Source organism: Desertivirga xinjiangensis (genome assembly GCF_024436435.1).
Taxonomy (GTDB): domain Bacteria; phylum Bacteroidota; class Bacteroidia; order Sphingobacteriales; family Sphingobacteriaceae; genus Desertivirga; species Desertivirga xinjiangensis.
Genome location: NZ_JAFMZP010000010.1, coordinates 76,669 through 94,078, shown reverse-complemented (window position 1 = coordinate 94,078; position 17,410 = coordinate 76,669). Strand labels below are relative to the sequence as shown.

The following is a 17,410-nucleotide window of genomic DNA, read 5'->3' as shown; positions in this document are numbered from 1 at the left end:
AGTACAAATCCTAAGTGCATCTGCAAACCAGGAAAAATGTTTTTTTTGATAATTTGTTTAGACTTCTGAAAACCAGATCAATAATTTTTAGTTTAACTGCGTTTATGCAATTTTTCTGTATGACTTTCGCTTTTGAAAGTATTAAAGCGCGGTTTTACAATCTTAATACTCCGCTTTGACAGATCTATACTCGCATTAAATTCGAATCCGATAAGTATGATGAGGGAATTAAAGTAGAGCCAGATCATAACAACTATAAGCGTTCCGATAGACCCGTAGATCTTATTAAAATTGCTGAAATTATTGATATAAAAGCCAAAACCATAGAAGGTGATCATGGCCAGAATACTTGCAAGCCAGGCACCTGGGCTGAATAACTTCCATTTTTTGGTGTGGGCCGGTCCATAACGGTATAGGATCGAAATGGTAATAAAATAAATAGCTATTAATATAAACCAGCGCACGGTTCCTATCAGGAACACCCAGAAAGTGTCCTTGAACTTGAATTCTTCCCGGATCAGGGAAATTATGTACTCGCCGATAGTAATGATACTGATACCAAACACCAATGCGAAAAAGAGAACAAAAGTCAGGGTAATAGCAACCAGGCGCTGTTTGATCCATCCCCGGGATTCGATGATGAGCGAGGATTTATTAAAAGCTGCCATCAGGTTACTTATACCATTAGTCGCAAAAAATAATGCAGCAAAGAATCCGAAAGATAAAACCCCGCCGCTCTGCTTTTTGATTATTTCTTCCAGCGTTGTTTTAACAGCCTTATAAGTGTACTCAGGAAAAATTAATTTCAGCTGCTCCATAAGCTGATCCTGGAAGCCTTCAACTGGAATGTACGGTATAAGGGTGAACATGAAGATAATTGTGGGAAATATTGCCAGCATAAAGTTATATGCCAGAGACGATGCTTTGTTCACCAATGAATCTTTACCTATCTCCTGGAAAAAAAATGAACAAACAGTGTACAGGGGTAAAGTGCTGAAGCCTGGAACTACGACCACTTTTGACCATTCTATCAGCAAACGATAGGGCCTAGTCTTTAAAAGAAATCTGTGCAGCCAGTTCATTAAAAAAAATTAGTTAAAGAAAGCTTTCATTTTATCCTGAAACTCCTGCGGGGGTAAACATGGCCGATTTCTCGTCATGTCAACAAAAGCAAGAGTTGTTTCTCCTTCATGGATCAATTCATTGTTTTCATTGAATAGATCATACCGAAAATGGATACGAACTCCGGGCATTTTAGCTATAGTAGTTCTGATCCTTATTTCTTCGTCGTATAAGGCTGGTTTAAGGTATTTGCATTTCATTTCCAAAACTGGCATTTTGATACCGGCAGCCTCCATAGAACGGTAATCCATTCCAAGACTTCGAAGCATTTCCACCCGCGCTACCTCGAAAAACTCTGCGTAGTTTCCATAATACATGTAACCCATTTGATCTGTTTCACCATAACGTACACGTATCTTAGTTTCGTGGCTAAACATTATTTTTTGATATTTCGTTCATTAAGGGCCTGCTGGAATCTGCGGGCATTTGCCTGGTGTTCAGCAACGGTAACCGCAAAATTATGATAGCCTGAAAAATCTTCTTTTGCGCACATATAAATAAAATTGTGCTTTTTGTAATTAAGCACTGCATCAATGGCATTAATGCTTGGCATCATAATGGGGCCCGGAGGCAATCCAGAATATATATACGTGTTGTACGGTGAGTTTTTTACAAGATGCCGGTTTAACACCCTGCGGATAGTAAAGTCGTTATTGGCATAAATAACCGTTGGATCAGCCTGCAGCTTGATACCTCTTTTATACCGGTTCATATACAAGCCTGCAATTGTTGGCATTTCACTGTCGTGAAGCGCCTCCGCGTCAACAATAGCAGCTAGATTGCTAACCTGAATGGGAGAGAGTCCTATTTTTTCTGCCTTTGCCTTGCGTTCGGCAGTCCAGAACTTTTCATACTCCTTATTCATCTTCTCGAAGAATTCTGTTGCTGAGGTGTTCCAGTATAGTTCGTATGAATTAGGTATAAACATGGCATACACGTTATCCTTGTTGAAGCCGTACTTGCTTATATAAGCAGCAGAATCCAACAAACGGATAAGAGATAGAGAGTCTGCTTCTATCTGCGTAGCCACGTAAGCAGCAAAGTTTTCTTTAAGTCTGAGCCCTCTGAACCTGAGTTGTACAGGTTCCTGATTTCCCGCTTTTAACATATTAATGAACGCTCGATTGCTCATTCCTTTTTTTAAGCGGTATCTACCAGGTTTTACGGACAAGGGATAATCCATATTCTCTGCAGCCCATTTGAACACTTCAGGCTTTTTCACTATGTTCTTCTCTTCAATAGCCCGGTAAACATCGTTTGCGTTTGAACCCGTTCGTATATATAAATATTCTTCTGTATTGGTAACACTTGGTCCAAAGTACTTTAAGTAGTAATTAAAGAAGGTTATTCCAAGAGCTATTACAAGTACCGCGGTAAGCGCGATTATAATTTTTGATTTCTGGCTTAATTTTTTACCTGATTTCTGATCAGTCATTAGTATTCTTTTTGTTCTGTTATTTTTCTATAGGCCAGTAGCCCGCCGGTAAGGTTCCTCACATTTGAAAATCCTGAAGCAGCCAGGATGCGCCGGGCTGTTTCACTGCGTATACCACGCTGGCATATAACAACAATTTCCTCGTCTTTGTTATAATCAATGCTTTTTATCCGCTCTGGCAGATCGCCGAGAGGAAGATTTTGTCCACCGATGTTATAGGTAAAGTACTCCAGCTGTTCTCTGACGTCCAGGATCTGCAACTTGTCCGTTGTTAATCTTTCTTTCAGTTCAGCAGCTGATATATCATTCAACGGGTGTTCCATTTGATAGAGTTAGGTCAACAGGTGTTCCGATGCTCACTTTATTTAACGAATCGCTTAATGCAGGGAATTGCCTGATTACCCTGGCGGTTGTACTGTCGGTTATTGTTCCTTCGTAATTGACTGTTCCAACATTAAGTGAAGAGCCTTTTAGTACGAATACAGATTCCGTTAATGTCCTTCCGATCAGGTCTGGCAGATCTACTTCGCTGGCACCTTTTCCGTCGCCGAGGACAAGGCTAATAACGGAACCTTTAGGAATTTGTTGTCCCCTTGAAATCTGACGTCCCTTGTAGCTCGCTTCCAGAATTCGATCACGCGCAATATCAGAGGTATACGTTGTATCACCAATCTTTATTCCATAATTGCTTAGAACAGCCCGTGCTTCGAGATAAGTCATTTCAAAGATATCAGGAAAACCAACGTCCGGTGCCTCTGTAGTAATGATAGTGAGGTAGATTGTACGGTTAGCTTTAACGTTAGTGTTTGCGTCCGGGTCCTGCTCAACAACCAATCCGGGTTTTTTATCCATTTGATATACTGAGTCGATCTGGTATTTGAATCCCTGGGCATCTAAAATTTCAATTGCTTCGGCAACTGACAGACCCTTAAGTTTAGGAACCGGCTGACCTTCACCATGGCGGGTATAGAACCGCAAGCTGAAGAATATAATTAGTAAAAGCAAAGCTATCGATAATATAGCGATGATGAGGTTTCTACGGAAGGTACTTGTGCGCAGGTATGCTAAAAACTTATTCATTAATTCGAACTTTCGGCAAATAAGCCCCAAACTTAATTCAAATATTCAGGATTTCGAAGTTAATTGTTTTTGTGAACCCGCAGAGCGGTTTATTGGTTTTTGAACTTTTGGCAAAAACATGCAACTTATCAAATATTAGATTTCGAAGTTAATTGTTTTTGTGAAACGTCAGCGTGAGGTTTATAGTTTTCGATTTTTATTAAGTTTGTCTTATGAAGAAAACCATAGCTCTTGTGACGGGCGGATTTACCGGCGAGTCTGTAATCTCTTTAAAAAGTGCTGAAGTAATTGACAGCAATCTGGATAGAGATAAATTCGATGTATATAAAATAATCATCACACGCGAAAGCTGGTATTATGTAGACGAAAATGCCGTAAAACACACTATTGATAAAAATGATTTTTCCATTCCTCTTAAGGATAAAACAGTTCGTTTTGACACAGTCTTTATCGGCCTGCATGGATCGCCGGGTGAAGATGGAAAACTGCAGGGATACTTTGATCTGGTTGGGATACCTTATACTACATGCGATGCCATTACATCCGCAATTACCATGAACAAGGGCTATACCAAGGCTGTAGTGGATGGAGTTTCCGGTTTGAATATCGCAAGGTCGGTACAATTGTTTTCCAATAGCGATAACGCAGCTGAAGAGGTGCTGGCGAAGCTTACTTTGCCTTTATTTGTAAAACCGAATAACGGTGGCAGCAGTATCGGCATGAGTAAGGTAAAAGAAGCATCCGAACTTACTGATGCCCTTGAAAAAGCTTTTAAAGAAGATAACCAGGTGCTCGTTGAAGAGTTTATTAAAGGCAGGGAATTTACAATCGGAGTTTATAAAGGTAAGGATGGTATTAAAGTGCTTCCTGCGACGGAAATAGTCAGTTCTAAAGAGTTTTTTGACTTTGAAGCGAAATACACTACGGGAATAACGGAAGAAATAACTCCCGGCAGAATGAGCGCTGAAGAAAAGGAACTTGTAGAACAAGTGGTAAAAGATGCTTATGTTAAACTCAATTGCAGGGGAGTGGTTCGGATAGACTACATTCTGGAGGAAGGTTCTGGTAAATTCTATTTTATCGAGGTAAATACGGTGCCAGGGCAAACTGAAAACAGTCTTATCCCGCAACAGGTAAGGTGTATTGGCAGGACTATTAAAGACTTCTATACAGAGTTAATAGAGGTTTCGCTGGGGATATAACAGAACACGCGGCACGGGTGCGCTAGCAAGTGCACGGTATGTAGCCTGTTCTTAGCGCACGCGTGCCGCGTGTGCCAAGAACAGGCTATACAAAGCGCTGTAAATTACTTTACCTCAAACTCTATTTCAGTATCTCCCCATTCCAAAGAAACTTCTCCATCTTTTGAAATTTCGAACATCATTTTTTCCTTGAAGGATTCGGTTTTTTCAGGTTTCACGGAGACACGCAACTGATCTTGCGATTCAGAATATTTGGTTCCCCATTGGTCCCAGCTTTTGTTGAAAATAATAGTCCATTCTTTTTCACCGGGAATGGTGTACAAACTGTATTTTCCGGCTGGAAGAGCTTTCCCTTCAACTTTTACATCCTTGCTAACCTCAAACACCGTTGCTTCATTGGCACCAGTACGCCACACTTTTCCATAAGTGGCGAGGTCAGTCCCAACCTTTCTGCCTTTCAGCGATGGCTGGCTATAGACAATAGTGACTGTTGCCCCTTTTCCAAGGGTTTGACTTACCTGTGCCGGAGGACTTACGCGCTTACTTTTATCCTGCTGAGCAGAAACCGTCAGGCCGCTGAACATAGCTACGGTTAAAACAATGGAAAATAATCTGTTCATGATATATGTTATTTTAACTGAAACGCGATAATGCTGTTTTTATTGAACGTTGGGATATAAATAATGTTTTTGGAAGGATCGATTCCTAAGTCGGCTGTATTAATACCTTGTCCCTGTGTATCTAAAAGAAGTTCCGTTCTGCCGTCTTTGTACACGTAATAGATCAAACCACTCCAGCAAGTAACAATATAATCACCATTTTGAAGGGGTTCAATTCCGTCGCCATTTTTGGCAAATCCGGAAGCAACGGTACTGATTTCTTTGTTCTTATTTGCCTTTATTAGTTTTGTTTCCGACAAGATATAAAGATCATCTCCAATAAACTTTAAGCCATTGACTCCAGCGATATTATCAAGCCATAACTCCGCTTTGTTGTTAACGATCCTATGAATTTTGGCTGTTCTGGTATCAGATACATAAGCAGTGCCTTTGGAATCGACAGCTACGTCATTCAGAAAAACAGAACCTTCAACGGAAATTTTACGCTCGATTTTTCCTGCACGAATATCTACAATAACAAGCTCGGTTAAATCAGCCACATACAGTTTATTTCCATGGCGAGCCAGACCTTTCGGAGCATTTAATCCAGTAATCCAGCCGGCATCAATAATTTTCCCATCAAGGCTAACTTTAGCTACTCCGCCCTTGCCATCAACACCAGTTCCACTGCCATCAATCAGGGAGGCATATAATATCTTCTCTTTCAGATCTGGCAGAACAGACTCCGGCACCGCCAGATCTCCCGCTTCCCAAAGTTTATTTAACTGGTGCTTCTGTGCACTTGCCGACAGTACAATACTGCTACTTAGCAAAAGGGTACTTAAAATCTTCATGTTAATTAATTTATCCAGGTGTCAAATTTTGTTTAGTGCTGCAATTTACAGGATGTCGGGCAAACATAATTCACATTTCTGACTTAAAGCATTTATAATTATAAATCTATGATTGAAGTACAAAATGATGTAGCCTCAAATGTCGCTGGTTTCAGGGCAAAAGGCAGAGTTACCAAAGATGATTATGAAACGGTAGTTAAGCCGGTAGTTGAAAGTAAGCTGCAAAGTGCTGGTAAAATCCATTTTCTGCTGTACCTTGAAACGGATGTAGCTAACTTCAGCCCGGGAGCCTGGCTGGAAGATGGCCTGTTGGGATTAAAACACTTTTCGAAATGGCATAAGATGGCTATAGTAAGTGATCAGGAAGGGGTGAGGACATTTACAGACGCATTCAGCTTTGTAGCTCCTGGCGAAGCCAAGGGCTTTGCGACCAGTGAATATGAGCGAGCAAAAGAATGGGTTGCGAGTTAATGCTGCAACCCATTCTTTTATAATTTAAAGATTAACCAGAAAATCAACAGGCATAACACTATTGGTGGTAAGATCCATTTAAGTGCCTGACCGGCGCCTTCATCGTCGTGCTCGAAAACAGCTTCTGGTGCGGGTCCCGGATTCTCCTGATGTTTATTGTAATCAGTTTCAATTGTTTGAGGTGCTATTTCTGCTTTGTGTTGCTCGTGTGTATTTTCCATATTTGAATTCTGTTTAACATTAACAACAAGAACACCGGCTTTTAGTTCCTCCTAGGTTAAAAATTATCATTTTGATTCAGAAGGATCCACTAGTCGTATCTCATAATCCGAAATCACGATCAGCCTTTCCTTATAAAGTCCGCCGATCGCTTTTTTAAATGCCTTCTTACTGATTTTCAAACGCCGGGTTATATCGTCCGGTGAGCTTTTGTCTCCCAATGTTAAAAAGCCACCGTTTTCTTTGAGATAGGCATACAGATCGTCTCGCAGACTTAAAATATGTTTAAAGCCGGTAGGCTGAAGGCTTAGGTCAATCTTATCTTCCGGACGGATCCTTTTTATATAGCCTGTTCTGATGTCACCTGGCTGCAATTCTTCAAATACCTCGTTTTGGTAGAGAAGGCCAATATATTTGTTCTCAATGATAGCGTTGTATCCAAGATCGCTTTGATCGGCAATTAATAACTCAACTTCGTCTCCTTCTTCAAGGTCAAACTCATCTTCTTCCACAAAGTTTACCAGTTTTGAAGAGCCAAGGAGACGATCATTCTTTTCGTCCAGATAAATATATACTACATGTTTTTCTCCCACATGCATAGGGCGTTTCATTTCCCGGTCGGATACATAAACATCCTTGTCTACTCCCAGATCCATATAAACACCACGTTCTGTTGCGTCTGTTACGGTGAGGCAGGCAAAATCACCTACACAAGCGTAAGGTATGCGGGTAGTAGCAATCATGTTGCCTTCAGCGTTTATAAAAACAAAAACATCCAGGACGTCTCCCTGCTTTATATTTTCAGGAGCGTATTTAGCAGGTAAAAAAACCTCCCTGTCTCCATCACCCAATATTAATCCTATATCTACTTTATTAAGGTACTCTAGTCTGTTTAATTTTCCGATTTCAATCATATTTCAAAGCAGGTAATATAAGACCTGCAGTAGCGCAAATATACTAATGTTAACTTGTACGTGATACGTAAGTAAATTATAAGTATAAGTTGTTTATGAAGTGATTTTATTCGCTCTTTTTCTCTGGCGCCAGCAATTGCTTTATCCGGCTTTTGTCACCAACAATATACACGATATCTGCGGGTTCAAACACAAACGTTGATTCCGGGTTAAGGATTCGCTCGTTATCACGTTCAACACCAATTACTAATCCATTGGTTTTTTCGCGAATACCCGAATTTTTAATCGTTTTGTAACAAACAGGCGATTCATGCAGCACCCTTACTTTTTGCAACTGTAGATCTTTTTTAGAGTATTGAGCATACTCATTTATCTGATTTGAAACTTCAAGCTGCTGTTTTACAATTGCCAGTTGCTCATCAGTTCCAATTACAGTAAGCCTGTCTCTTGGAAAAAGCCGTTCATCTCTTACAGGTGTAGGTATGGTCAATTTGCCACGCTCGATCAATGCGACATTTACACCATATTTTTCTCTGAAAGCAAGCTCCATAAGTGTTTTTCCTACCAGAGTAGATTCTGGTGAAACTTCTAGCTCTGCAAGGTGCGCATCCCAGGGTACGATGTCAGAATATTCATTACTAGCTTCCCGAGCGTTGAGGTTAAACAGAAAGCGTTTTTCCAAACGCTCATAGAACTGCTGTAACCTGCTTGAGAAGAGCAGGATCAGCACTGTTAGCAATATTATTGCGATCACAATAGCCAGCCAGGTTTTGAAGAATAAATAAAAGGTTGCAGCAACAAAGAATACCGCCAGTACAATCCTGAAAATTTCCAGAGCGATAAGCGGTCCGCGGTGTGTGGTCCGTTTAAGCCATAGGTGTGTATAAGCACTCTTCTCTATTCTTCTTCCAGCTAAAGCCCATAGAAAAGGGGCCATCAGACCATAAGAGATCACCACAGATACGATATCTGCGTTATTGTCTGAGCCTGTATAATTAATAATAAATGGATGTAAAAACCGTGTTGACAAGAAAATGATAGCTGTTAGAATGACTGAATGGATGATAAGGTTAGTGCTATACGCCTTCAGTATTATCTGCCAATCGGTTGTAGTAGTTATTTTTTCGGTACTGGAGCTATAGGAGTTAAGGCTGTGAAGCCATTTTCGGGGCATATGTGTTGCAATGGTATTGTAGAACCCTTCAGAATGCCGGATGAGATAAGGCGTCGAAAAGGTTGTAATTGCAGATACAGCTACTGCTATAGGATAAAGAAAATCGCTAGTAACTTTAAGATTAACCCCTAATGTTGCAATAATGAACGAAAATTCGCCGATCTGCGCAAGGCTCATACCTGTTTGTACGGAGGTTTTTAAGGTCTGGCCAGACAGCAAGGCACCTGTTCCGGAACTTATAAACTTACCAAAAATAGTTACTGCGGTAATGAGTAAAATAGCCCAAAAATGTTCCTTAAGCGTAAGTGGATCGATAAGCATGCCCACGGATACGAAGAAAATTGCCGCAAAGAGATCTTTTACCGATTTGCTCAGATGTTCTATACGTTCTGCCTGAGGGGTTTCAGCTAGCACCGACCCCATGATAAATGCACCCAATGCCGGTGAGAAACCAACTTTAGTGGCAAACATCACCATCAACAGGCACAGAGCAAGGGAAACGATCAGCAGGGTCTCATCATTCATTAATTTCCGGGTACGTTTTAAGAATGTGGGAATCAGGAAAATACCGGCAAGAAACCACAATATCAGGAAAAATACCAGCTTTAGTACCGAACTTACCATTTCGGCGCCCGCAAACTGCTGGCTTACAGCCAGCGTAGAAAGGAGTACCAGTAAGAGGATGGCGACCAGGTCTTCTACAATAAGTACTCCAAAAACGAGACCTGTAAACTTTTTGTGTTTTAAGCCAAGCTCTTCAAATGCCCGAATGATGATGGTTGTGGAAGAAACCGAAAGGATGCCGCCTAAAAAAATGCTGTCCATGGTCGACCATCCCATCAGCATTCCAGTAACATAACCGAATATCAGCATCACCACAACCTCTACTATTGCTGTGATAGAGGCAGATCCTCCAACCTTTACGAGCTTCTTAAAACTAAATTCAAGTCCGAGGCTAAATAACAGGAATATAACACCAATCTCTGCCCATATATTGATACTTTCTTTGTCTATTACGGTTGGCAGAAAAGAAAAATGCGGACCTACAAGGAAACCAGCCAGGATATAGCCGAGAACAAGCGGTTGATTAATCTTTTTGAATAATAATGTGGTAATTGCAGCCGCAGTTAATATCAGACCAAGGTCTGAGATAAGTGGTGGTATATGAATCATCTATAAAATTTTAAGAAAAGTCTTGTTAAATACTGATCCAGCCGATAATAGCCGGAACTCAATATTGACAAAGAACGTTGTTTTAATTAACAGGAAATATTGTCGGCAGATTTGCTTTCACCAAAAAAAATGAGAGGGATAAATAAGCCTGTAGATGAAGCAGGAGATGATAATCCCGGCACCTATCAAGATCACCATACATTGGCTAAAAGGACACCGGAACGTTTGCTCTTTACCTGATAAAAACAACTTATAGAAAGTTCCTTTTACGATATGATGTAATATGGGATGGGTAGCATTGTTATTGCTATGAAAATTATTCTCAGTCCTATGGTCTGACTTAAGAATTGATGCAATTTTCAGCTCAGATCTATCTTTTTTTAGTGAAGCAAGAGGTTGATCTGCAAAGAGTTTGCAAAACAGAAGGAATGATAAAGCAAAAATAAAAATGACTGAAAATCTCCACCCCATTCTTCCAAATATAATATTTTTATTTATAATGAAGATGCTTAGTCCAAACTCAGGATCTTAAGTCGTATGCAATGACTCCAATAATTTCTTTTATGTACATGCTCCAGAGCGATAGTACTTCCGCTTTGGGTAAAAAATCATCTGCCTGAACATTACCAGTGTTCAATTTAAAATCGCAGGGATAAGGTACCACATCTAATTTTGCCTTTTTAAATGTCTGGAGAGCTCTGCGCATATGAAATGCTGATGTGACTAATAGAAAAGGTCCCTTGCAATTCTTTTGTTTTAAAAGTTGTTTGCTGTACAAGGCATTTTCAAAGGTGTTCTTTGACTCCGATTCCATTAATATAACACTGTCAGGCACCTGCAGCTTTTTTAATTGTTCCACTGCAAACTGACCTTCAAGAAAAGTGCTTTTCGTCAGGTGCCCGTTTCCGCCGCTTACCAGGATCCTGTCTGCTTTTTTTTGCTTCCATAATACCAGGGCCTGAATAAAGCGATCGGCAGAAGCATTAAAATGTCCATACTGGCTCCCAGGTCCTTTGGATGAAAAGCCACCAAGGACGATGGCGCAACTATATCTAGTACCGGCAGGCGGCTGGCTGGTAATATCCCAGGCGGTAGCTAGCCTGTTTAATAGAAAACCATTCGAAAATATTAACAACACAAGTACCGATAAAATAAGAGATGCTTTCCGGGTTTTAGTTTTTTTAGCCAGTAGAGCGACAAGTATTAGAAGAAGCGCCCAGGTAAGTGGCTGAATAAAAATAAGCAGGAGCTTTGAAAGCAGGTGAAACATCTTGTCAAAAATAGAAAAATTCTTAATGAAACAGTTTTAAATGTACGTTAAGCAAAACTTACAAGGCTCTTTTGATATTGTAGCAAAAAAACCTCTATGAATGCAGCTCCAATAAATCAGAGAAAATGGTGGAAAGAAGCGGTGGTATATCAAATTTACCCCAGAAGTTTTAAAGATAGTAACGGGGATGGCATTGGAGATCTTAACGGAATAATTTCGAAGCTTGATTATATCAAAAACCTTGGTGTTGATGTGGTTTGGCTAAACCCTATTTTTAGCTCCCCCAACGATGACAATGGCTACGACATTAGTGACTATAAGGGTATCATGAGCGAATTTGGCACTATGGAGGATTTCGATGCACTTTTACAGGGGATGCACGACAGAGGGATACGCCTGATACTGGATCTGGTGGTGAATCATAGCAGTGATGAACACCGTTGGTTTAAAGAGGCCAGAAGCTCGAGAGACAACCCCTATCGGAACTACTACCATTGGTGGCCTGCCGAACAGGGTATACCTAAAAAGCGTTTCAGCTTTTTTGACGTGAATAATGACGCCTGGGAATATGATAATGCAACTAACTCGTATTATCTGCACTACTTTTCAGTCAAGCAGCCCGACCTGAATTGGGAAAATCCCTTACTTCGGAAAGAAATATACGACATGATGCACTTCTGGTTTCAAAAGGGTATCGATGGGTTTAGAATGGATGTAATTCCCTTTATCTCAAAAGATATTACATTTCCGGAATTGCCTGAAGAATATCACGGGAACTTTGTAAAATATTACGCCGAGGGTCCGTTCCTCCATAAATATTTACATGAAATGAACCGGGAGGTATTATCAAGGTATGATGTGATGAGTGTGGCCGAAGGCATCGGTGTTGGAACCGACAAAGCTCTGGAATATGTAGCGCCTGACAGGCAGGAGCTTGATATGCTGTATCATTTTGAAGGAATAGGCATTGGCCTGTTACCGTACGAATTTAAAGCAGCTGATCCGAATGGCTTCAGCTTGATTGAATTCAAAGACTTGTATAGTAAATGGGATGCTGTGTTTGCAGAGAACGGCTGGGGGACAATTTACCTCGGAAATCATGATAATCCGCGTATTTTAACCAGATGGGGTAACGATAGTCCGGAATACAGAAATGTGTCATCAAAGATGTTGTCGGCTTTTTTATTAACCATGCGTGCAACTCCGTATTACTATGCCGGGGATGAACTGGGGATGAGTAATATAAAATTTGACTCAATTGATGATTACCGCGACATTGAAACGATCAATATGTACCGGCAGATGGAAAGCAGGGGAGAAGATCTGAGTCGATTCCTTCAGAACCAAAAAATCACGGCGCGAGACAATTCCCGGACACCATTTCAGTGGGATGCCACTGAAAATGCAGGGTTCAGTACAGGTACTCCCTGGCTGAAGGTTAATCCAAACTATACAACTGTAAATGTGGCTGCCCAGGAGGAGGATCCCCAATCGCCTCTTAATTTCTTCAGGAACTTAATTCAGCTACGAAAAAAAGAGCTGGCGTTGGTCTATGGTAGATATGTTCTGCTTGACAGGGATAATCCACATGTTTACAGTTATATCCGTCATTGGGAAGATACTACCATAATAGTCATGCTTAACTTTTCTGCTTCGGAAGCCAATGCGCATCTCGAAGGACTTGAGCTGAGCGCTGCGAAAGTCTTGTTAAGTAATTATCCAGATGAACGAAAAGGAATGGATACTTTAACCGTGCTGAGAGCTTATGAAGCTTGTATCTGTAAATTAAACTCTGCAAATTTTCGCAATAATGGAGAAACATAGTGTCGGTTTAACACTATGTTTATATATTTAAGGCAAATTTTTGATATGATACTGATTGCAGATGGCGGATCTACTAAAACTCACTGGAGTTTAGTGAACAAAGATCTGAGTACTAAAGATTTTTATTCTGAAGGGTATAATCCATATTTCGTTGATGGAAAATACATTATTGAGTCTTTGAGTAAGGCTGTACCTGACGACCTGATAACAGACGCCGTAGAAAAAATATATTTCTATGGGGCCGGAGTTCATAATAAGGAGAAAGCTCTCGTATTAGAACTTGCTTTTAAACAGTTATTTTCTAACGCGGAAATTTCAATAGACCACGATCTTTTAGCTTCTTGTCGCGCATTGCTAGGTAATGAAGCTGGATTCGCTGCCATACTAGGTACCGGCACCAACTCTTGCCTGTATGACGGGAAAGAAATTTTTCATAAGGTTGAGTCTGCAGCATATATTCTTGGCGATGAAGGCAGTGGCTGCCATATTGGTAAAAAATTGCTTACGGATTATTTAAGGGGAACACTTCCTGAAACTGTGAGAATCAATTTTGAAGAAACTTATCCTTACAGAGCGAGCGACATCCTCGACAGGATCTATACGAAACCTTTAGCTAACCGTTTTTGCGCAAGCTTTAGCGAATTCGTTGGAAATAACCTGGATGATCCACATATCTATAATCTCGTTCAAACCTCTTTTGATCAGTTCTTCACTCAATTAGTTTGTTTATACCCTGATTATCAAAAATACACTTTCAACTCCGTTGGATCTGTTGGCTTTTACTTTAAGGATATTCTAGCAGCAACCGCTGAGAAATACGGAATGAAGACAGGAAAGATCATTAAGTCGCCAATCGAAGGGCTTGTTCAATATCATAAGCAAATGATCGAATTTGAAAAGTAATCCTACGTTAACTATTATACGATAGTATTGGAATTAACAAGGCTCTGTCTGATATTGACAGAGCCTTGTTTTTTTGTTTCATATTGTGAAACAGTATGTAAATGTTTAAACACCAGTAGTTCTTTATCTTTATACGAGAAAAACATTTGCCTGTTTAAACCCCATGAGTACACCTTCTAGCACTTTCGGCACTTCTGTGCGATTTTATGATTTGGACCGTTTGAGAGTTCTGGCCTTTTCAATTCTGTTGCTTGAACACAGTGCTGAAATATTTGTCGACTGGAAGTTCTGGATAAAGAATCCGGAGACATCTGTGAGCCTCAGTTATCTTACTGCGTTTTTCCTGCCCTGGAGGATGCCGCTTCTCTTTCTCATTTCAGGCGCTGCCGTTACATTGTCGTTTAAGAGAAAGACTGCAACTGCATTTATTCTCGAGCGAACTGTTCGCCTGCTGATTCCACTACTGTTTGCAGTAGCTTTTATTATCCCCCCCCAGATATATTTTATCAAACTATACCTGGGGTACCAGGAAAGTTTCTGGACATTCTACCGATCTTTTCTATTGCTCGACTGGCACTGGTCCCCAAAAGGCAACATCCACTTTCTTCATTTGTGGTATCTGGCATTTGTGTTTATTTATTGCATCATCATGCTGCCGGTTTTGCAAGTTCTAAGAACTGAAAAAGTATCCAAATTTGTTTCCCAGCTATGTTTTTTTATTAGTCGTCCTGCTTGTCTTCTTTCGTTGGGCCTGTTTCTAACTGCTCCGTATTATTTTTTGAAAGGCTTTCATGCTGATCCCTACCAGTCTAGCTTTGTTTATTATTTTCCATTTTTCGTTTGCGGTGCAGTGCTCTGGCCGGATAAGCATATCCGAGCTTCGATAGAAAAACTAACGGAAGTTTCTCTAGGAATTGCGCTGTCGGCGTCAATTAGTTTGTATCTGTTAGCTGTGTCTAACGGTCAGTTAAGGATGTATTTTCTTAACGTTGCCGAGGTAGGATCTTTAGTAATTTATATACTTAAGTCTCTAAACCTATGGTTCTGGGTTTTAACAATTTTCGGTATGGCTATGCGATTCTTTAATTACGGCTCACGACGTCTAAATTATGCCACCCAGGCCGTTTATCCCTTCTATATTCTACATCAAACAGTAATCGTCATTATTGGATATTATATAGTTCAATGGAATGGTTCCATTAGTATTAAGCTAAGTACTATTTGCATCATAGCTTTCCTTTTAATGTTTATGGCATATGAGTTTCTGCTTAAGCGAACAGCCGTAAGCCGCCTGTTTTTCGGAATAAAATGACCTGTAAGTGTAACTAGGAATGCAGACTTAAAACGTACGACTTATAACTTACCACTTAAAACTTAAAACTTACTTACTACCTTTACCTTCATGGCGATTATACAGAAGGTAGGGCTCGAGGGAGTTCGTTTTTTTGCCTTTCATGGTTTTTACGAGGAAGAGCACCTGACCGGAAACGAGTATATAATAGATGTGATAACAGAGTTTACAGTATCAGGCAGCGGAGACGATGAGCTGTCAAATACCGTAAATTATGAGCGTTTATACGAGATAGCAGCAGATGAGATGAGCCGGCCGAGGAAGCTTCTTGAAACAGTAGCTCACGGCATACTTAATAAAATACAACAAGAGTTTTCCTTTGTAAATACCATCGATATAAGTATCCGTAAGCTGCATTTACCAATGAAAGGTGAGGTAAAAAACTCATTAGTTCAATTAATTTTTAGGGGTTGAATGGCGTTTAAGAAAATTAGTCCTGAAATTTTGGCTCTATTTGTGGGATGTGTAGGAGAACAGTACATCAAATCTGAAAAAGAATATATAAGCAAATTTTCCCATGATGAAACTGAAGATCTGCGGTATTATCCGGAAGTTGTAGCTATCCCGGGCACCTCTGATCAGCTTTCCTGTCTACTTAAAATATGCAATGAACACACCATACCTGTAACTCCACGTGGTGGAGGGACTGGTTTATCGGGTGCGGCACTGCCTGTTTACGGAGGTCTGCTTATTTCAATGGAACGCTTTAACCGAATCGTTAATATTGATGAAAGCAATTTACAGGCTACTATTGAGTCAGGAGTGATCACCCAGGATTTTATAAATGCAGTTGCAGAAAGAGGCTTGTTATATCCTGTAGACCCATCTAGTAAGGGAACATCACTGATGGGGGGCAATCTTGCCCATGGAGCTGGCGGACCGAGAGTGGTAAAGTACGGCACGATAAAAGAATACATTTTAAACCTGGAAGTAGTACTGCCAACAGGAGAAATAATATGGACAGGTGCCAATACATTGAAATATGCTTCAGGATATAATTTAACTCAGCTGATGATCGGTGCAGAAGGTACATTAGGAATTATTACGAAGATAGTGGTAAAGCTGATTACCAAACCTTCACTGGATGCATTGATGCTGGCTTCCTTTACAAGTAACGAACAGGCATGTGCTGCAGTCTCAGCAATATTTAGAGCCGGCGTGGTTCCTTCGGCGCTTGAATTCATGGAAAGAACAGGAGTGGAGTGGGTAATTAAATATGGACAGATTCCTTTCCACTTAAAAGATGAGGTTGCAGCATTTCTTTTAATTGAGCTGGATGGCAATAGTGCAGATGTGCTGTCGTCCGATTGTGAGAAGATCAGGCAAGTTTTAGCATCATTCGACTGCCTTGAAGTTATTTTCGCTGAAAATGCAGAACAGAAAGATGATCTGTGGCGCATACGTCGCGTACTGCCGGTTTCTGTAAAATCAAACTCTGTTTATAAAGAGGAAGACACTGTTATTCCCAGGGCACATTTGCCACAGCTGATCACAGGAATTAAAAATATCGGGGCTGTATATGGCTTTTCTTCAGTATGTTATGGACATGCTGGCGATGGAAATCTCCATGTAAATATTATAAAGGGAGATATGAGTGATGATGACTGGAATTTTAAACTAAAAGAAGGTATACGTGAAATATTTGAGCTAACCGTTGCCCTTGGCGGAACAATCTCTGGAGAACACGGAATCGGTCTAGTGCAGAAGGAGTTTATGTCAGTGAAATATTCCGATCTTCATATGAACCTGATGAAAGGAATCAAACAAGTCTTTGATCCCAATGGTATATTAAATCCGGGTAAGATATTTTAAAGCAGAT

Annotated in this window: 18 protein-coding genes; 7 read left to right on the top strand and 11 right to left on the bottom strand. The window is 40.4% G+C overall.

Annotation, left to right across the window (positions count from 1 at the left end):
- Positions 1 to 92: 92 nt before the first annotated feature.
- Genes J3P37_RS19725 through J3P37_RS19705 form a run of 5 tightly spaced genes read right to left on the bottom strand, consistent with a single transcriptional unit; the run spans position 93 to position 3,637 of the window.
- Positions 93 to 1,082: a YihY/virulence factor BrkB family protein gene (locus J3P37_RS19725; protein ID WP_256013081.1), complete on the bottom strand. Its 990-nt coding sequence runs from the start codon at positions 1,080 to 1,082 to the stop codon at positions 93 to 95.
- Between the two features lie 9 nt (positions 1,083 to 1,091).
- Complete coding sequence (locus J3P37_RS19720; RefSeq protein ID WP_256013080.1) at positions 1,092 to 1,499, bottom strand: acyl-CoA thioesterase; 408 nt, start codon at positions 1,497 to 1,499, stop codon at positions 1,092 to 1,094.
- On the bottom strand, positions 1,499 to 2,557 hold the full coding sequence (gene mltG / locus J3P37_RS19715) for an endolytic transglycosylase MltG (RefSeq protein WP_256013079.1): 1,059 nt from the start codon (positions 2,555 to 2,557) through the stop codon (positions 1,499 to 1,501). Before mltG ends, J3P37_RS19720 begins: the two co-directional genes overlap by 1 nt.
- Positions 2,557 to 2,880: a rhodanese-like domain-containing protein gene (locus J3P37_RS19710; protein WP_256013078.1), complete on the bottom strand. Its 324-nt coding sequence runs from the start codon at positions 2,878 to 2,880 to the stop codon at positions 2,557 to 2,559. Before J3P37_RS19710 ends, mltG begins: the two co-directional genes overlap by 1 nt.
- Positions 2,861 to 3,637, bottom strand: coding sequence for a PASTA domain-containing protein (locus J3P37_RS19705; protein WP_256013077.1), 777 nt, complete (start codon positions 3,635 to 3,637; stop codon positions 2,861 to 2,863). Before J3P37_RS19705 ends, J3P37_RS19710 begins: the two co-directional genes overlap by 20 nt.
- 212 nt (positions 3,638 to 3,849) lie before the next feature.
- Between J3P37_RS19705 and J3P37_RS19700 the strand changes: the two genes are divergently transcribed.
- Complete coding sequence (locus tag J3P37_RS19700) at positions 3,850 to 4,839, top strand: D-alanine--D-alanine ligase (RefSeq protein ID WP_256013076.1); 990 nt, start codon at positions 3,850 to 3,852, stop codon at positions 4,837 to 4,839.
- A gap of 104 nt (positions 4,840 to 4,943) precedes the next feature.
- Here the strand turns inward: J3P37_RS19700 and J3P37_RS19695 are convergent, their stop codons facing one another.
- Both J3P37_RS19695 and J3P37_RS19690 read right to left on the bottom strand, forming a co-directional pair.
- On the bottom strand, positions 4,944 to 5,459 hold the full coding sequence (locus J3P37_RS19695; RefSeq protein WP_256013075.1) for a DUF2911 domain-containing protein: 516 nt from the start codon (positions 5,457 to 5,459) through the stop codon (positions 4,944 to 4,946).
- 8 nt (positions 5,460 to 5,467) lie between these two features.
- A complete protein-coding gene (locus J3P37_RS19690) occupies positions 5,468 to 6,292 on the bottom strand; it encodes an SMP-30/gluconolactonase/LRE family protein (RefSeq protein ID WP_256013074.1) in 825 nt (274 codons plus the stop codon).
- A gap of 108 nt (positions 6,293 to 6,400) precedes the next feature.
- Between J3P37_RS19690 and J3P37_RS19685 the strand changes: the two genes are divergently transcribed.
- Entirely contained in the window at positions 6,401 to 6,763 is a 363-nt protein-coding gene (locus J3P37_RS19685; protein ID WP_256013073.1) for a SpoIIAA family protein, read from the top strand.
- 17 nt (positions 6,764 to 6,780) lie between these two features.
- On the opposite strand, the gene J3P37_RS19680 is transcribed toward J3P37_RS19685, so the two are convergent.
- The 4 genes from J3P37_RS19680 to J3P37_RS19665 all read right to left on the bottom strand — a co-directional run bounded on the left by J3P37_RS19680 (position 6,781) and on the right by J3P37_RS19665 (position 11,513).
- Positions 6,781 to 6,984 (bottom strand): hypothetical protein, encoded by a 204-nt coding sequence (locus tag J3P37_RS19680; RefSeq protein WP_256013072.1) that lies wholly within the window; start codon positions 6,982 to 6,984, stop codon positions 6,781 to 6,783.
- Positions 6,985 to 7,050: 66 nt separating this feature from the next.
- Positions 7,051 to 7,896 (bottom strand): CvfB family protein, encoded by an 846-nt coding sequence (locus J3P37_RS19675; protein ID WP_256013071.1) that lies wholly within the window; start codon positions 7,894 to 7,896, stop codon positions 7,051 to 7,053.
- 106 nt (positions 7,897 to 8,002) lie between these two features.
- The gene (locus tag J3P37_RS19670; RefSeq protein WP_256013070.1) at positions 8,003 to 10,243 is read right to left on the bottom strand and encodes a cation:proton antiporter domain-containing protein; all 2,241 of its coding nucleotides are present in this window, start codon (positions 10,241 to 10,243) and stop codon (positions 8,003 to 8,005) included.
- 520 nt (positions 10,244 to 10,763) lie between these two features.
- A complete protein-coding gene (locus J3P37_RS19665) occupies positions 10,764 to 11,513 on the bottom strand; it encodes a YdcF family protein (RefSeq protein WP_256013069.1) in 750 nt (249 codons plus the stop codon).
- Between the two features lie 96 nt (positions 11,514 to 11,609).
- Here J3P37_RS19665 and J3P37_RS19660 point away from each other — a divergent pair, with 96 nt between their 5' ends.
- The 5 genes from J3P37_RS19660 to J3P37_RS19640 all read left to right on the top strand — a co-directional run bounded on the left by J3P37_RS19660 (position 11,610) and on the right by J3P37_RS19640 (position 17,403).
- Positions 11,610 to 13,337 carry a glycoside hydrolase family 13 protein gene (locus J3P37_RS19660; protein ID WP_256013068.1) on the top strand — a complete coding sequence of 576 codons (1,728 nt, stop codon included), beginning with the start codon at positions 11,610 to 11,612 and terminating at the stop codon, positions 13,335 to 13,337.
- 45 nt (positions 13,338 to 13,382) lie between these two features.
- Positions 13,383 to 14,240: an N-acetylglucosamine kinase gene (locus J3P37_RS19655; RefSeq protein ID WP_256013067.1), complete on the top strand. Its 858-nt coding sequence runs from the start codon at positions 13,383 to 13,385 to the stop codon at positions 14,238 to 14,240.
- A 163-nt stretch (positions 14,241 to 14,403) separates the two neighbouring features.
- Positions 14,404 to 15,552: an acyltransferase family protein gene (locus J3P37_RS19650; RefSeq protein WP_256013066.1), complete on the top strand. Its 1,149-nt coding sequence runs from the start codon at positions 14,404 to 14,406 to the stop codon at positions 15,550 to 15,552.
- 90 nt (positions 15,553 to 15,642) lie between these two features.
- Entirely contained in the window at positions 15,643 to 16,005 is a 363-nt protein-coding gene (gene folB / locus J3P37_RS19645; RefSeq protein WP_256013065.1) for a dihydroneopterin aldolase, read from the top strand.
- Entirely contained in the window at positions 16,006 to 17,403 is a 1,398-nt protein-coding gene (locus J3P37_RS19640) for an FAD-binding oxidoreductase (RefSeq protein WP_256013064.1), read from the top strand.
- The last annotated feature ends 7 nt before the right edge of the window (positions 17,404 to 17,410 follow it).

Bases quoted from the DNA above. Each gene is read 5' to 3' on its own strand.
- J3P37_RS19725 (WP_256013081.1), bottom strand. From the start codon at position 1,082: ATGAACTGGCTGCACAGATTTCTTTTAAAGACTAGGCCCTATCGTTTG.
- J3P37_RS19720 (WP_256013080.1), bottom strand. From the start codon at position 1,499: ATGTTTAGCCACGAAACTAAGATACGTGTACGTTATGGTGAAACAGAT.
- mltG (WP_256013079.1), bottom strand. From the start codon at position 2,557: ATGACTGATCAGAAATCAGGTAAAAAATTAAGCCAGAAATCAAAAATT.
- J3P37_RS19710 (WP_256013078.1), bottom strand. From the start codon at position 2,880: ATGGAACACCCGTTGAATGATATATCAGCTGCTGAACTGAAAGAAAGA.
- J3P37_RS19705 (WP_256013077.1), bottom strand. From the start codon at position 3,637: ATGAATAAGTTTTTAGCATACCTGCGCACAAGTACCTTCCGTAGAAAC.
- J3P37_RS19700 (WP_256013076.1), top strand. From the start codon at position 3,850: ATGAAGAAAACCATAGCTCTTGTGACGGGCGGATTTACCGGCGAGTCT.
- J3P37_RS19695 (WP_256013075.1), bottom strand. From the start codon at position 5,459: ATGAACAGATTATTTTCCATTGTTTTAACCGTAGCTATGTTCAGCGGC.
- J3P37_RS19690 (WP_256013074.1), bottom strand. From the start codon at position 6,292: ATGAAGATTTTAAGTACCCTTTTGCTAAGTAGCAGTATTGTACTGTCG.
- J3P37_RS19685 (WP_256013073.1), top strand. From the start codon at position 6,401: ATGATTGAAGTACAAAATGATGTAGCCTCAAATGTCGCTGGTTTCAGG.
- J3P37_RS19680 (WP_256013072.1), bottom strand. From the start codon at position 6,984: ATGGAAAATACACACGAGCAACACAAAGCAGAAATAGCACCTCAAACA.
- J3P37_RS19675 (WP_256013071.1), bottom strand. From the start codon at position 7,896: ATGATTGAAATCGGAAAATTAAACAGACTAGAGTACCTTAATAAAGTA.
- J3P37_RS19670 (WP_256013070.1), bottom strand. From the start codon at position 10,243: ATGATTCATATACCACCACTTATCTCAGACCTTGGTCTGATATTAACT.
- J3P37_RS19665 (WP_256013069.1), bottom strand. From the start codon at position 11,513: ATGTTTCACCTGCTTTCAAAGCTCCTGCTTATTTTTATTCAGCCACTT.
- J3P37_RS19660 (WP_256013068.1), top strand. From the start codon at position 11,610: ATGAATGCAGCTCCAATAAATCAGAGAAAATGGTGGAAAGAAGCGGTG.
- J3P37_RS19655 (WP_256013067.1), top strand. From the start codon at position 13,383: ATGATACTGATTGCAGATGGCGGATCTACTAAAACTCACTGGAGTTTA.
- J3P37_RS19650 (WP_256013066.1), top strand. From the start codon at position 14,404: ATGAGTACACCTTCTAGCACTTTCGGCACTTCTGTGCGATTTTATGAT.
- folB (WP_256013065.1), top strand. From the start codon at position 15,643: ATGGCGATTATACAGAAGGTAGGGCTCGAGGGAGTTCGTTTTTTTGCC.
- J3P37_RS19640 (WP_256013064.1), top strand. From the start codon at position 16,006: ATGGCGTTTAAGAAAATTAGTCCTGAAATTTTGGCTCTATTTGTGGGA.